Here is a 14,352-nt window from a genome sequence, read left to right as displayed (position 1 = left end):
GCAGTAGGTTAGTATAGTATACTAACCTCAGCCATGCCGCCCACCTCGCAAAGAAAGAGACGTGAATTAGAAAAACAGCTACTCGCGATCGGTGCTATCCCCCTAGCTTATTACCCAGGGAACCCGAATTACCGATTATGAGGACGAAGGGTCAACTACAGCGATTCGAAAACAAAGCGCAGTTATTGCGCCACATCGCTGAAGAGACGGGGAGAGACCTAGATTCGCTGTGGGAAGAGTACGACGAGAAGGTTGAATAACTCCGTTTTATCTGATCTGACCCGTGTGTAGTGACGCCGATATCGAAATTTCATAGATACCACAGCTCGGAAGAAAGAAAACCATCTGGACTGTAGGACTACCATTTACTACGGGGCTGACTCCCGGGTATAAATTAATATTTATAAGTATTGATACTACATATAATGTATGGAAGTTCGGCGAACTGTTCAAGTCAAACTTTCGGTAACCGAAAGCGACGCCGACCTTCTTCACGAAACAATCCGACAGTTCCGCTGGGCGGCGAACTACGTGGTTTTGAACGCTGAAAACGACGATGGGTACGTCGAAACGAGCAAAGGCAAACTCAACAGCCGCACTTACGACGACGTTCGTCGTGAGACGGAGCTTCACGCAAACCTTGTTCAAGCGGCACGAAGCCGTGCAGCAGACACGTTGAAATCCGTCGTGGCGAAATGGAAACGCGGGAAGAACGCTAGTCTTCCGTACTTCTCGTCACCATTCCTTGAATACGACAAACGGAGCGCGACATTTCACGACGACCACGCGTCGCTCTCGACTGTTGACGGTCGAATCACCGCCGACTATGTATTGCCTGATGAACCCGGCGAAACGCCACATTCGCAGTACCTGCTTTCCGACGAGTACGAGACAACTGGCGCGACGCTTCACTACCGCGACGCCACGGACGAATTCTACCTTCACGTCAGAACAAAGGTTGACGTGGACGCCCCCGAACTACGCGAGAACGGAACGGTTCTCGGCGTGGACCTCGGGATCGAAAACATCGCCGTCACTTCGACTGGCGTGTTTTGGTCGGCATCTGAACTTGACCACTGGCACCGCGAATACGAGAAGCGGCGTGCGTCGCTCCAACAGTGTGGCTCACGCTACGCTCACGAGAACATGCAAGCGGTCGGTCGCAAAGAGACGGGCCGATTCGAGCAACTGCTGCATCGCGTGTCGAACGAACTTGTTTCCGAAGCCGAAGAACGCGGGTGTTCGCATATCGCCTTCGAGGACCTGACGGATATCCGGGACCGAATGCCCGGTGCGAAACGGCTTCACGCATGGGCGTTCCGGCGTCTGTTTTTCTACGTGGAGTACAAGGCTGAAGAACGCGGTATCACGGTTCGGCAGGTGAATCCAGCAAATACATCGCGTCGCTGTTCGTCGTGTGGCTTCACTCACGAGGACAATCGTCCGTCGCAGGACACCTTTGAATGTCTGAAGTGTGGGTATCAGAACCACGCGGACTACAATGCGGCAAAGAATATCGGATTTAGACTCCTTGGCAAGCAAACTGCTGGCGAAGGAGGCGCACCCGTAGGCGTGCGCTTGAACACCGGAATGATGAACGCGAGCGGTGTCACAACCGCACCAGATTTGGTTAGAGCGGGAGTCCATGGTGAATGCCACGGCCGTTAAGCTGTGTGGTAGCTTACTCGCGATTGATGCGGACACAGTTTCACTAAGACCAATCGGTGACTACAGAGTCGAAGACATCGAAGGCCCAACAGTGTTTGTTGGTGGTGCGATGTATCGCTCGCCTCCCTTGAGCGAATTGGATGTCAATGAAGTCAGAGACGCACTCCAGCAACTCACCAACAATTCAGACTTCCAATCGATCATCGACAACTGTCCCACTAACACGCCACTTGTTTACGACGACATTGACTACCTCACCCGACGCCTCCCGACAAATATCCTCGAAAAGTGCCAGGCACTAAGCGAAGAGACGCCCTTTGAGAACGAATTGCTGTTACTCGTTGCGTACGTCGAGCGCCAGAATGCGCTCATCGGGCATTCCGATAACGTCCTGGAATACTATCTTGAGCAACGAGACGAGGTTAAAGAACAGCTTCAAGCAGGAAGCGATTTGGACGGACAGCTCGAACGGTCGTTTTTCTCTTATCTGTTGCTTGCGTCTGCACTCATCGAAGAACTGACGACCGAAACAGTCCTGAACGAATTGTTCCGAGAAGAAGTTCGCCTTGACAGTATTTCCGAGTTTGTTCAAAGCGTGGGGCATGCAAAGCGATTGGAGATCCTTGCCGATATTCAGATTCTAGAAGAAGGACGTCACAGCGAACTAGTCGAAGTAAAAGACCGACGCAATAGTCTCGTCCATGACGCCCAACAACGAGCAGAACTCGGGGATCTCGGATCTCGGCGGGAGATAGCACGAATTCTAGAAAAGACTGACCGATGCGCGGACATTCTTCTCACAATATCAGGGAAAAACATCGAGTCGATAATCGCCAAGCGAGGATGTGATGAGTATATCGATCATGCACAGGGTGAGGCAATTACCGATACCAGAACAACGTGGAAACGAGAACATCCAGAAAAGCTAGCCACGCTCGAAGACTGCGAACGTGCTACAATCGAAGACATCCGATGGAATGTCGAAGAAAGCACAGCCGAATCATTCAATATAACAGCGGGATTCGAATTCTCTGGATTCGACGATGAGGAGCTGTATGCGATTTTAATGGCGTTCATGCGAGATGCGTCCGCTGCGTTTATCGATCGTATTGACGCGGATGCAAACGAGAGCAATCTCGATCGGTTCGATTTCGCAGTGATGCTGCTCCTGTGTGCTGGTTATGAGTACAGCGAAATCGCTCGGTGGCTCAAAACAGACGAGAAGTACATCCAGCGCAAAGAAAATGTGATTGCATGGCGGGCGTCAGCGTTCGAAAAAGATCTCGTTGACGAGATTCCAGAACCGGACAATCCAGTCTGGCCTCACTGACGAGGACGCCTTCGCTATTCAGATCCGTAATCAGTCAACCGGAGCTTTTCTTCGACTTCATACAAATGGCCCCGCATGTAGAGTTGTTCGATGATATCTTCGGCAGCAGGCTGCTGCAAATCTTCTTCCTGTGCCAAGACATCATATGCGTCCTCATAGGTGAGTTCCCCGTCGGTTGGAACGGCACTCGCCAGTGCATCGAGAGCGTCCTGCGCAAGTGGTGTGAGTGGCGGCCTCCGATTCGAGATCATAGATATAATCAGCTACACGCCTGGTAACCTAAATCCTTGGGACAGAATACACGCTCAACGGTGTATTGAGTATGATGCAAAGGGAGCAAACAACGTGGGTGGATGGGCTGGGAACGTGATCCACGTCGTCTACTGGGTTACGCTAACTGCAATTGTCCGTTTGCAAGCTAGGGATAAAATATTCACCAAACCAGAGTGGAAGTGAACAGCACATTGGGTAAATTCGGTTTGTCCGGTTCGCACTAGCGGTTGAAGACTGGATGATTGTGGCAACTCAATCCTTCTGAAGACTCAATATACCCATACCCCATATCTACATTCTATACCCATACTCTATTTCTATATGCTATATCTATATGCTATAGAAGATTGTCTGCATTCTCGGTTGCATATCGTTTGATGGCTTCCTTGTTTTTCGCCTCGACATCCACATCCAACTGTTCTAACCCACGCCACAATGCGGTGCGGATGATAGCCGATCGATCCACTTCCTCCATATCCCACTCGGACAACTGTTCAGGATCCCGTTGAAGAGCGACCATGACTGCTGAAAGTTTTGGATCGTAGAGTGAAAGCGTTTTACTCGCATCGCCGTTTTGAACCTCGTCGATTGCATCCACAAGCTCATCAACGAAATCACGAGAGTTTCTGCTAGCACCCTCTTCAACACGACTACCACGCTGAGTACTCTTCTTCAGTTCTTCGAGTTCATCATTGCTCATCTATATCAATCTCCTGTACCCAAATCCTATATCTATTTTCTATAGCCATACTCTATATCTATATGCTATACTCGCTCGACTAAGGCTCGGGCGTTCGACCGATAGGCGTCAATAGCCTTCTTGGCGGTTCCCGACGGCTCTTCGAGTGCAAAGATTGTCTGTCCGTTTTCAGTAGCATTTCTGATGTCCTGAGACATGGGCACTGGTTCAGGGGCGAGTGCATCACCGAATTCGTCTTCGTATTGCTCCAGGTAACGACGCGCAAGTTTTGTGCGCATGTCAATCTTGTTCGGAATGATCATCTCTAATGAGACATCACGGTCGTACCCATCAGAGAGCTTTTGCAGGTCGTATTGAAGTGCTCGTGCCTGATCTGCCTCGAAAGAGCCTGCTTCAACAGGGGTGAGCACGTGTTGGGCCGCCCACACACCATTGTAGGTGATATTGTTCGCCATTCCCGGCAAGTCAATGAGAACGACATCATATCGCCCGCTGATGAACTCTGTGATGAACTCATCCAATCGATTGTACTTGTTCGGACCACTGTATTTGCTTTCGAGTTCGATGTCAAGCGAATCCAGACCTTGATGGGCGGGTATCAAATCAACACCTTCAGCAGTCTCGTGAATGAGCTGGTCGATCGCGTCATCGCCGAGTTGTTCAACGACACGTTCCCATTCCGGTTGAAACACGGTCGAGATGTTGGGCCAATCTTCCGGGTCTATCTCATCAACAATGCCGAAGAGTTTTGCGAGATCGCCTTGTTTTCCGGCGAGGTCGATGAGGAGAACGTCATAGCCTTCTTCGGCGAGTGCTACGCCGAAATGCCCGATACTCGTTGTTTTCCCCACACCTCCTTTATCGATATAACCGCACGCTGTAATTGGTCTATTTGACATGCATATAGCTATAGCATATAGATATACATAAGCCTACGTCAGACATTTATGCATCAAAAAGAAAATAATCGAATTAACGGGGTTTACAGATGCCTATCGTACATATTTCGGTGGTAGCCAATCGCTAGTACGTAGAAAATTTCTTCGAGTTCGCGACTTCAGCCGCTCTCAATAGTACCAATAATCAGTCATAATCGTCAGACACACCAGTATTGCCAATAAAATCACGGGGCACAGGTATCCTGTGGAATACTGGCAACGGTGGTCCCGCCACAAACATTCCAAAGACAACACCATTCCAAACTTACTGGCAAGGATGGAGAGGGTACTGGCAAAACTGGCATCACTGGTCGAGGAATACTGGCAGAAGTGGAGAGGATACTGGCAGTACTGGTTGTATCGGTTCCTCGCTCAATCGAGAATACGATTTCGCTTGGCAGTTTCTCGAATCGATTTTTGTTCTCCTAATTCGCTTTCGAGCGCATCTAATGCCGATGAAAGCGACACATCGAGTTCATACTCGTTGTAGTTACCGCGCCCTCCTGAGGAATCGACAAGTCGGAGGATGCCGTGCAAACTCAAATCAGATAAGTGGTCATGCACTCGGCGACGTTTCAGCGGATCACTTCCGTGACTACGAAGTACCTCGCAATAGCGCTCGTAGATTATTTTTGTACGCTCTGGTGTCTCACCTTTTGCCGCCAGCTGACACACCGTTAATAACACGTACTGCCCTTGGCGAGTCAATGAATGCATTCCCTCTACAACCTGCTGACGCTGGATTTGATGTTCAGCCTCTCGAACGTGGTCTTCTGAAATCAACGTCTCACCCTCATCTATCGCTTCATTTTCTGCGATATCAGCAGCCTTCCGTAGTAATCGGAGTGCTTGTCGAGCAGAGCCAGAATCCTGTGCTGAAAAGGCTGCACACAGTGGAATCACATCGGACTCAAGCACGTCATCATGAAGCGCAAGAGAAGCACGCTGCCGGAGAATGTTCCGAAGCTCAGACGCATCATATGGTGGGAAGAGAATTTCTTCTTCACAGAGTGTGTCCTTGACCTTCGGACTCAGATTATCCCGGAATTTGAAGTTGTTCGAGATGCCGATAACACCGACCTTCACATCAAGATCAAGTTGGGAGCGGGCCCTCGGGAGTTCGTACAAGATGTCGTCGTCACTGCCGATATTATCGATTTCGTCAAGCACAACGAGAATCGTTCCGCCAATGGATTCGAGGTCGTTGTAGAGTTCGTTGAAAATGCGTTTTTGCTGGTATCCAGTTTCGCTCATCGGCTCTCGAGGAGACGTAACCGTCGTGAGTGGATGGGTCGGTGAACGAATCTCATTCACCAGGTTCACTGCAACTTGGTAAGAGGTCGTACAACCGGTACAGTTGAGTTCGATAACATTGAGATCGACGTCGTCATATTCTTCGGAGGATGCTTGGAGTTCCTTGAGAAGATCGTGAGTAGCGGCGGTTTTCCCGACACCCGTAACTCCATAGAGAAAGACGTTGTTCGGTTGCCAGCCTTGAATGACAGGGCGGAGAGCAGCTGCGTATTCATCGAGTTCCTCATCTCTTTCTTCGAGCGTTTCTGGCTGATAATCATCCCGAAGAACGTCCTTGTCTCGGATGATGAACGATTCTCGATTAAATCGACCCATGTGAATACTCATTGAGAGTATTACCCATAAAACCACGGGTTCCAGTATAACCACTAACCCACCAGTGCGACCAGTACTGCCAGTATTAACTTGACTTATAAACCACACACACTCCACTATTGCCAGTAAAACCTCTGTAACAATTGGAGGGGGTCGGTGACCCCCTCTCTAGCAAACGGTAGTTTTAATACTTAGTGAGTAAAACCAAACCCGTACTACATTAACCACAATCGGTTTTTGCTGTATTTTGTTCTAGAATAGTTCTCACCGCCAACTATTACCATCTATTTCCTTCCTTTACTGGCAATAGTGGAGTGAGAGTGGTATTTAAACGAAGCTATTACTGGCAGTACTGGCACGGGTGGTCTTCCAACTGCCGAGGTTTCCATCCACCTTTTGATTTTCCAGTCGAAATCGACCTTCATCTCCTCTCGGCGTTCTCACACAAAACCCTCTCCAACATATAACACGAGTAACAAGGGTTCGTTGCCGGGACCTGATCCAGATCCAAACGCAAGCCGCAATCAAGAGCGGATCTACTGATCATCTGATAAGCATCCATGCCCGCCGTGAAAACGCCGAGCATATTTTGACGTACGACCCGGACGACTTCGCGACCCTCGGATTGACACCCATCCCACGGACGTGACTCTCTTGTGAATGTGGTGAACAGGAATACCAGTCCGTGAGTTAGTAGAGGATACTAACAAAATGACGCTGATGTTCTCGTGAGGTTCCTGAATGCCCACCACCGTTTCCGCAGGTTCCGCAGCCCTCTCCACTATTTCCTTAGGTGCCGGGGGAGTTGGAAATCGGATGACGAGATAGAGATCGGAACTGAACCAGAACTCTCGCTTCGGGATGTCGGCTACGAGTATCACGATATTCTCTACTCAGTGGGGGAGGGGGGTTGTCCTAAGATAATATGTCGGGAGTGTATACCATCAGAGACACAATGAGAGTGTTAGTATATATACACAATGGATACTAGATAGTAAATCGCAGATTGGGTTTGATTAGGGCTATAGAGTCATTTCCTGCTACCTTACCTTACCTATACCATAAAGAATATAACAATAACATAGTCCACTGTGACAATCTCGGGACAATTTGGGACATCGTCCTTCACGACCAAAATTGGTTGTGTTAGACACCCTTCCTATCTTCGGGCGATTATCTCGGGACAGACACCCTCCCCCCCGACCACCTATTCTTTAAGACGTTGTCGAACTTGGGAAACTTAGGACATGGGGTTTTATTTACCCGCCGTGGGATGTGTGAGTATGCCAGGGGAGAAGCTTTCGTTTGAGGACGCTGATAGTATCTTCGTCCAGGATGACGTCCTCTCAACTGATTGGATTCCCGACGACCTCCCTGAACGCACGGATGAACTCAACACGATCCACAAGCGCCTTGAGCCAGCAGTCCGGGACCAATCGCCCAAGGATATGTTTATCTACGGCAAGACTGGCCAGGGCAAGACAGCCGCTGTCGACGTAAAGATAAACGAACTCAAGCAATTCGCTGAGAGAGACGACGATCTCAATATCAACCGTGTTTGGGTGTCGTGCAACGGGTTGGACAAGTCCTACCACGTTGCGGCCCACCTTCTTGGTGAACTCCAAGGTCCGGGAGGTAACGTCCCTCGCGGGTATGATATCGGAACGTTGTATAAAAAGATCTACCAAGAACTGAATCGCATTGGTGGCACTGTGATCATCGTCTTAGATGAAATTGATAATATCGGGACGGACGACGGCATCCTCTATGAACTCCCTCGTGCTCACTCGAACGGGCATATTACTGACGACGTAAAACTCTCCATCATCGGCATCTCTAATGACTTCGATTTCCGAGAGCGCCTCTCCTCCCAGGTCAAGGATAGTCTCTACGACACGGAAATTCATTTCCCGCCCTATGACGCGAACCAGCTCCAGGACATTCTTCGACGCCGTGCCACCAAGGCGTTGAAAGATGGCGTGATCGAGAATGGCGTCGTCGAACTGTGCGCCGCTTATGCTGCCCAGGAGAATGGTTCCGCACGACAAGCTATCAAATACCTCGGGACAGCCGCCGAAATAGCTGACGACGACGGTAAAGAGTTGGTGACAACCGACCATGTTACGGAGGCCGAGAAGATTGTTGAGCAGGAATTTATCGAACGGGGAATGGCGAGTCTCACTATCCACGACCACTTAGCCCTATGTGCCGTTGCCCATCTCGAAGCAACAGGAGATACGCCAGCACGGACGCGTGACATCTACGAACGCTATACGAAATGTGCGAATGCGACGGATCACGATTCCTACGTTCTTCGTCGGCTTCGTGACCGACTTACCGATCTCAAACTCCACTCTATTATCGATGGGTGGAAGGTCAATAATGGACGAGGAGCAGGCCGATATTCTCAATATGAGCTTTCGGTGCCGCTCGAACAGGTTATCACAGTGCTTAAGGAGACAACTCGGTTTGACGATGTGGCTGACTCTATACAGGCAAACGCGGAGAAGAACGGGATCTTATCTTAGGACAACCCCCCTCCCACGTGACCATCGTTCAAAACACACTTCTCACAGTTAATAGCGATTGACTGCCGAGAGGGGCGTGTCCGATCAAAACATAACAAGAAACTCGTAGTAACCGATGAGCGTGTCTTTTCAGTGAAGAAGGGGCTCATGTGGAGGGCGTCAGAAGACTACAGACTCAACGATATTTCGAGTATCCAGTTTAGCACGAGAATTTGAAAGAGCAAAATCCGCCTTCAGGGCACGGGGATAGACGACGAATATCCTGCGAAGAAATCCCATGGAGAGGCATTCGTTGCTGTCGTCCAAAAGCAAATCAATCGCTAATCTTGTTTGGTCAATCTGCATTTTCTTCTGATCGACCGAACATCCACGACTTTGCACGTGTGAGTAGTGACGTCTCCTTACTGTCTTCGCCGCCTCGTCACCCGACTCGATCTTCGCGGCGTCGGGATCGACTTCGTCAAAGATGACGAGGACCGGTTCTGGGCCGTAGACGTCAATCTCGCCGCAGGGTACCGGGACAGCGGGTTAGAACCGGCCCTCTATAAGTCGATTCGTGTAAACCTGCCCGACCGGTGATCTGGGAAGTACTTTTTCGAACTAGTACTGAGGAGAGAGTTTCTGCTGAATATACGCTCTCTATCCAGCATGAATCCGATTTTCTGCCGCCTAACCTTAATGCGGCAGTGGAACTGGCCGGTCGCCGCCATCGGAGATATTCGACAGCAAAGTAGGGGTCACTACTGTATCCACTGACTCTCTACTGCCCAGCGTTGATCTCTGCTGGTTCACCCAGAGGAAGCCCAAACGCCGGAAGTGAACGGCTGTAGTCATCGACTCGCTCGGCGTACCTTCCCATTCCACGATCAGCCTAGAACACTTTCCAATGCACTGAGCAGCCGACAGTTTATTTTGACCGGGGAGGCTACAACCGATCTATGTCCGATGATCGACCGTCAAATGAGGAGCGAGCAAAAGGCGGCGAACTTGGCGACTTTGATACGCTTCTCGAAGTCGAGGATTTCCCCGTGACGGCAGACGAGCTGATTGCAACGTATGGTGATTACGAAGTCCAATCGGTCGATGGTACGAAATCTCTTGGAGAAGTGCTCCGTTCAGTTGACGACGAAACGTTCGGGTCCGCAGATGAAGTTCGGAGCCAGGCACTCGAAGAATTGAATCGAGAATAATTAATTACCCGCTTAGCCGTGATAGTTGCTGTCAGTTTGGAGCCCGTTGCTCTTTTGCTTCGACTGTAATTCTACGGTCTCATCTGCTTATCCCCGCTAAGACCAAGTTAAGTAGTTCAAGTAATAAGATTAGATTAAATAATTATTCTCTTATCAGTGCCATAGGCCTATTGACTATTACTATGCATAATCTTTTGGCGCCCAAGTGAGACTGGTATTGGCCGAACAGAATCACTAGTGAGTTCTTTATTAATAATCTAGCATACAATCTCCGGAGAAAACATAGTGATCAATAGTTCTATTCCAGAGATCAGAGCTTCTTTATAATTAACGCTATTAACTGGGATGAAGTGGCTACCGAATCGACAGCGACGTAATTGGAGCGAAACATCCTTCCGATTCACTCTGGCTTCCAAGAGAACACACAATGACTGAAACAACCACAAACGCGACCGCCGATACCTGTTGTACCGATACCGCTACCTCACTTGGTGTCAAGGTTCGCAATGCGATCGCTGCACGAACCGACACTATAACTGATTGTGAGCCATTGTACAATACGATCGATCCCGACGCGCTCAATGCAGTGTTCAATTCAACATCCAGCCCCACCGAGCGACGCGGAAAAGTAACGTTCGACTATTGTGGCTATCACGTTACGGTCTTAAGTGACCGAACGATTGAACTTACGCCAATCGATGACGGCTAGTAGCGATAGTCTTATTCGTCAGTCTCAAGTTGGACCGCTAGCACGGGCACCTCTGCACTCCGAATAACTTTTTCAGCTACGCTCCCTAGCAGATGGCGGTTGAGACCAGACCGTCCATGTGTACCGAGAACAACGAGATCAACCCCCTGTTCGTTTGCATATGTTTGGATTTCTTTGTGAGGTTGGCCATATTCAACGATTTCTGTGGTCGTTGGTACGCTCGCTGCTGTCGCCTGTGCTGCAACCTCTTCAACAAGTGATTGACCTTGTTCATCAAGTTGGTCATGGATGACGTCCATCGGCATGCCTTCGGCGGCTGGAGTGGTGAGTTCGACCGCTGATTGGTCGATCACGTGGAGAATGTGCAACTCGGCATCGTACGTTTTCGCGTGTATGATCGCCTGCTCTACGGCAGTTTTCGTTCCGTCGCTTCCGTCCGTTGGGAGGAGGATTCGGTCATACATTGTGCCCATATGTTAGTATCGCGCAAAAAATAGCTACTGGGCGATTACGGGTTTAAAACCTCAAATATGGTGGATTTTAATTTGTTATTATTTTCATACTTTCTAGTTCGCGCGCTTGTGGACAAGTGTGGTGTTTTCCTTTCGACTAATTCATTAATGATGTATTAATTCAACGAGATGGCGGTCGATCTCAAACCATTGCTTGATGACCTTCAGCAAACCTATGCATCCCGTATATCACGTTGAAAGGACCTCAGTTGTCAACTGTCAAAATTTACTCAGATGAATTTTGGACGCGAACTGCAAGAACTGGTTGTTCCGCCGTCCGCAGCACTGTTTCCGTGATACTCCCATGTAAAAACCGATCAACGCCTTTGCGACCATGTGTTGCCATAATAATCAGATCAATCTCTTGCTTATCTGCATAGCTCACAATTTCATCAGCAGGATTGCCATCACGAACCACCGCTGATACAGTGATTCCTTCCGGTGCTGCTGCAGTTGTCTCATTGAGGACTTGTTCACTCTTGACTGTTTCTCGCTCAAATTCTTCTCCACTTGTAGTATAAAATCGCGTATCGGTAACAGATAAGATGTGGAACGACGCATCGTAAGCCGCCGCATGCGAGAAGGCATGTTCACGTGCCTGTGTCGCTGTTTCACTCCCATCAGTCGGAAACAACACTGACTCGTACATGTTCTAAACGTCTACAGCAACCACTATAAGGATGATTCCTTCATTACCAACACTGACTCCGGAACGGACACAAATACTGACGATAAGCCAACCAACTACGGCAAAGAGCTTTCACTGTCCTTTGTCGACGAGCCAGCGTACCAAATAGAGGAGGAAAAGAAACGCTTGTCCTGCTCGCCCTTTCAATGGGGTCGCTGACCAGGCACTCAACATAGCGAATAATTCTCTCCGTGAGACTATCAGTTTCACTCCTCTGTACGATCATCAGTGGAATGGTACAAGTAGCGGTTGAACATTCGAAAAGATTCACATTGGTCATATTCACTCAAGTGAACCCAGCTTCTGTCTCGTTTATTACTTCGCGACGAGATTGAGGATGATGTCGAGTTTATCGTCGGACAAGGTAAACTGTTCTTGGGCGTAGATTACACGTAGTTTGTCTGGGTCGATGGAGTCTTGGCTGCGGGCGAAACGAATGGCAGCATGAAAGTCTTCTTGTTGACCTTGAATGCCGACCAGTTGACGCAGTGTGCCGGATTTATTTGTACTGGCATCAAATGAACTGTATGTCGATTAAAGACAGGATCTTCATATTTAGAGGTTCTAAAAACAGAAGCGATCGACTTCAAATTATAGTCTTAGCACCTATATTTATATTTATTGGAGTAACCCTAAGATATTTGATTCTTCGATCGTTCGAGAATTCGGATTTCTTAAACTATTTTCTGAATACTGTATTTCCGATAGGTGTTCTGTATTTTGGATTCTTCCTGTTTGATCTTCTTGATTGAGGCATTACTATCATTCAGAAGAAATATTTCGGAATTTTCGTCCAGAATCAGAAGTTATGTTAATACTATTCTCCGCTCACTAGTCTTCTTGGAATGATGTCAATTGGTGGCTGGTTGAGCTATTAGTGGCTAATTGGCCTAAAAATCACTACTCATGAAATCCATAAGCGGAAGTGCACTGACCCCGGGCCCCGAATCGATCGATGTGCGGCTCGTAGTGCATGTTTATCACCATGTCATCCGGCGCCAATCGCGCTGGAAAGAAAACCGAAGCCTAATACAAATGTTTGATAGATCATCCGACAGCCGTTCCATATGCGTATCCGACTTTTATCGGGAGTGACTGTCAAACAAGCAAACACGATAATCAATCTCTTCGTTGATGACCCGTAACTAAGGTCAGTACACCCACCAATATCCTCAGTGTTGACCATCAGGACTGGGTGTAAACCGCCTGGGGGTCACGCCCCGAGCACGCGGCCTGCTCCGCCTGTAGAATCGGTATCGTAGGATAGCAAAGTTCACTTGGAAAAGTGGTACTCTGCGACCGAATCGCGAATTTCGCGTGCTTTTACCCGGTTATGAGCAAGGAGCGGCATGAGTACAGACGTCTGATAGCGAAGCTTTGCTTTTGCACTACGTTTGGACGCCGCATCGGACAGTACAGCAAGCAACATGCCACCCATATCTCGATATTCGATCGATCCGTCCACCGTTTTTGATTGAATACCATCGACAGACTGTGAGACAATTTCGTGGGCGGCTTCTTTTTCGATGCTCAGATAGATCGTCTCGAAACTCACTGTCTGCTAATTTGTTGGGGCAGTATTTGAAGCACACGCCCTCGCGGATTTTCTACATTTTCATCACCGAAGTTTGAATTCCCGAGAGTTAGTGATACTATATCCGAATCAATGGGACGTGCGCCTCTAAACGGTGTGGATTAAATGCCTCAAGAAGATAGTTATTGATTGAGGAGAAAGCCGATACCATCAGAAATGGAGCCATCTCGATCAAGAATAGTCGTGACAGCTACGTTGCTTGAGAAATTCCTCAAAACTTCCGTCCATGTTGGTATTCGCGGTGCGCTCATGCTGGAGGCTTGATCGGTCTTTACATCGTCATGGGTATGGCCACAGACATACTGGGGTGGTTCAACACACCATACCCGTTTCTCTCGCTCGAAGCTGATCCCATCTTTACTATCGGCAGTGCTGTGATTGGTCTATTTATCGTCCAAAGTAATAGCTCACTCCTTCTGTACCATTTTCTCGTTGGATTCGAGGACGAGAAATCACAGTTTGCGATCCTAATGAGTTTCATCAATCTCGGTTTCGGTGGCGCGCTACTCCGGGAGACACTTTTCACTGCAATCGCTCTTCTTCTTAGCATTATCTAAGGCGCATTGGAAGCACGTCAAGTACCCCAGGAGGTA

At 48.8% G+C, this 14,352-nt stretch carries 15 protein-coding genes; 8 read left to right on the top strand and 7 right to left on the bottom strand.

Annotated features, from left to right (window positions below):
• Positions 1-137 precede the first annotated feature (137 nt).
• From LIX15_RS33005 to LIX15_RS25580, 3 genes are all read left to right on the top strand, one after another.
• Complete coding sequence (locus LIX15_RS33005; protein ID WP_265338454.1) at positions 138-260, top strand: hypothetical protein; 123 nt, start codon at positions 138-140, stop codon at positions 258-260.
• A gap of 169 nt (positions 261-429) precedes the next feature.
• On the top strand, positions 430-1,668 hold the full coding sequence (locus tag LIX15_RS25585; protein ID WP_227777982.1) for an RNA-guided endonuclease InsQ/TnpB family protein: 1,239 nt from the start codon (positions 430-432) through the stop codon (positions 1,666-1,668).
• Positions 1,646-2,998: a hypothetical protein gene (locus LIX15_RS25580; RefSeq protein WP_227777981.1), complete on the top strand. Its 1,353-nt coding sequence runs from the start codon at positions 1,646-1,648 to the stop codon at positions 2,996-2,998. Before LIX15_RS25585 ends, LIX15_RS25580 begins: the two co-directional genes overlap by 23 nt.
• Before the next feature lie 14 nt (positions 2,999-3,012).
• Here the strand turns inward: LIX15_RS25580 and LIX15_RS25575 are convergent, their stop codons facing one another.
• The 4 genes from LIX15_RS25575 to LIX15_RS25560 all read right to left on the bottom strand — a co-directional run bounded on the left by LIX15_RS25575 (position 3,013) and on the right by LIX15_RS25560 (position 6,538).
• Entirely contained in the window at positions 3,013-3,249 is a 237-nt protein-coding gene (locus LIX15_RS25575; RefSeq protein ID WP_227777980.1) for a hypothetical protein, read from the bottom strand.
• A gap of 359 nt (positions 3,250-3,608) precedes the next feature.
• Complete coding sequence (locus LIX15_RS25570) at positions 3,609-3,971, bottom strand: DUF8115 family protein (protein WP_227777979.1); 363 nt, start codon at positions 3,969-3,971, stop codon at positions 3,609-3,611.
• A gap of 65 nt (positions 3,972-4,036) precedes the next feature.
• A complete protein-coding gene (locus LIX15_RS25565) occupies positions 4,037-4,822 on the bottom strand; it encodes a ParA family protein (protein WP_345413046.1) in 786 nt (261 codons plus the stop codon).
• Positions 4,823-5,281: 459 nt separating this feature from the next.
• On the bottom strand, positions 5,282-6,538 hold the full coding sequence (locus LIX15_RS25560) for a Cdc6/Cdc18 family protein (RefSeq protein ID WP_227777977.1): 1,257 nt from the start codon (positions 6,536-6,538) through the stop codon (positions 5,282-5,284).
• A gap of 1,283 nt (positions 6,539-7,821) precedes the next feature.
• Between LIX15_RS25560 and LIX15_RS25555 the strand changes: the two genes are divergently transcribed.
• The 4 genes from LIX15_RS25555 to LIX15_RS33425 all read left to right on the top strand — a co-directional run bounded on the left by LIX15_RS25555 (position 7,822) and on the right by LIX15_RS33425 (position 10,965).
• A complete protein-coding gene (locus tag LIX15_RS25555; protein ID WP_227777976.1) occupies positions 7,822-9,066 on the top strand; it encodes a Cdc6/Cdc18 family protein in 1,245 nt (414 codons plus the stop codon).
• A 390-nt stretch (positions 9,067-9,456) separates the two neighbouring features.
• Positions 9,457-9,645 carry a hypothetical protein gene (locus LIX15_RS25550; RefSeq protein ID WP_227777975.1) on the top strand — a complete coding sequence of 63 codons (189 nt, stop codon included), beginning with the start codon at positions 9,457-9,459 and terminating at the stop codon, positions 9,643-9,645.
• Between the two features lie 359 nt (positions 9,646-10,004).
• The gene (locus tag LIX15_RS25545) at positions 10,005-10,256 is read left to right on the top strand and encodes a DUF5789 family protein (RefSeq protein ID WP_227777974.1); all 252 of its coding nucleotides are present in this window, start codon (positions 10,005-10,007) and stop codon (positions 10,254-10,256) included.
• A 427-nt stretch (positions 10,257-10,683) separates the two neighbouring features.
• A complete protein-coding gene (locus LIX15_RS33425; RefSeq protein WP_227777973.1) occupies positions 10,684-10,965 on the top strand; it encodes a HalOD1 output domain-containing protein in 282 nt (93 codons plus the stop codon).
• Positions 10,966-10,976: 11 nt separating this feature from the next.
• Here the strand turns inward: LIX15_RS33425 and LIX15_RS25535 are convergent, their stop codons facing one another.
• The 3 genes from LIX15_RS25535 to LIX15_RS25525 form a co-directional block, all read right to left on the bottom strand.
• Positions 10,977-11,429 carry a universal stress protein gene (locus LIX15_RS25535; RefSeq protein ID WP_227777972.1) on the bottom strand — a complete coding sequence of 151 codons (453 nt, stop codon included), beginning with the start codon at positions 11,427-11,429 and terminating at the stop codon, positions 10,977-10,979.
• 274 nt (positions 11,430-11,703) lie between these two features.
• Positions 11,704-12,126, bottom strand: coding sequence for a universal stress protein (locus LIX15_RS25530; protein ID WP_227777971.1), 423 nt, complete (start codon positions 12,124-12,126; stop codon positions 11,704-11,706).
• A gap of 1,312 nt (positions 12,127-13,438) precedes the next feature.
• Positions 13,439-13,720 (bottom strand): hypothetical protein, encoded by a 282-nt coding sequence (locus tag LIX15_RS25525; RefSeq protein ID WP_227777970.1) that lies wholly within the window; start codon positions 13,718-13,720, stop codon positions 13,439-13,441.
• A gap of 326 nt (positions 13,721-14,046) precedes the next feature.
• Between LIX15_RS25525 and LIX15_RS25520 the strand changes: the two genes are divergently transcribed.
• The gene (locus LIX15_RS25520) at positions 14,047-14,316 is read left to right on the top strand and encodes a hypothetical protein (RefSeq protein WP_227777969.1); all 270 of its coding nucleotides are present in this window, start codon (positions 14,047-14,049) and stop codon (positions 14,314-14,316) included.
• The last annotated feature ends 36 nt before the right edge of the window (positions 14,317-14,352 follow it).

Source organism: Haladaptatus pallidirubidus, assembly GCF_020700235.1.
Lineage (GTDB): Archaea > Halobacteriota > Halobacteria > Halobacteriales > Haladaptataceae > Haladaptatus > Haladaptatus pallidirubidus.
This window is presented reverse-complemented; position numbering and strand designations above follow the sequence as displayed.

Bases quoted from the DNA above. Each gene is read 5' to 3' on its own strand.
- LIX15_RS33005 (WP_265338454.1), top strand. From the start codon at position 138: ATGAGGACGAAGGGTCAACTACAGCGATTCGAAAACAAAGCGCAGTTA.
- LIX15_RS25585 (WP_227777982.1), top strand. From the start codon at position 430: ATGGAAGTTCGGCGAACTGTTCAAGTCAAACTTTCGGTAACCGAAAGC.
- LIX15_RS25580 (WP_227777981.1), top strand. From the start codon at position 1,646: ATGGTGAATGCCACGGCCGTTAAGCTGTGTGGTAGCTTACTCGCGATT.
- LIX15_RS25575 (WP_227777980.1), bottom strand. From the start codon at position 3,249: ATGATCTCGAATCGGAGGCCGCCACTCACACCACTTGCGCAGGACGCT.
- LIX15_RS25570 (WP_227777979.1), bottom strand. From the start codon at position 3,971: ATGAGCAATGATGAACTCGAAGAACTGAAGAAGAGTACTCAGCGTGGT.
- LIX15_RS25560 (WP_227777977.1), bottom strand. From the start codon at position 6,538: ATGGGTCGATTTAATCGAGAATCGTTCATCATCCGAGACAAGGACGTT.
- LIX15_RS25555 (WP_227777976.1), top strand. From the start codon at position 7,822: ATGCCAGGGGAGAAGCTTTCGTTTGAGGACGCTGATAGTATCTTCGTC.
- LIX15_RS25545 (WP_227777974.1), top strand. From the start codon at position 10,005: ATGTCCGATGATCGACCGTCAAATGAGGAGCGAGCAAAAGGCGGCGAA.
- LIX15_RS33425 (WP_227777973.1), top strand. From the start codon at position 10,684: ATGACTGAAACAACCACAAACGCGACCGCCGATACCTGTTGTACCGAT.
- LIX15_RS25535 (WP_227777972.1), bottom strand. From the start codon at position 11,429: ATGTATGACCGAATCCTCCTCCCAACGGACGGAAGCGACGGAACGAAA.
- LIX15_RS25530 (WP_227777971.1), bottom strand. From the start codon at position 12,126: ATGTACGAGTCAGTGTTGTTTCCGACTGATGGGAGTGAAACAGCGACA.
- LIX15_RS25520 (WP_227777969.1), top strand. From the start codon at position 14,047: ATGGCCACAGACATACTGGGGTGGTTCAACACACCATACCCGTTTCTC.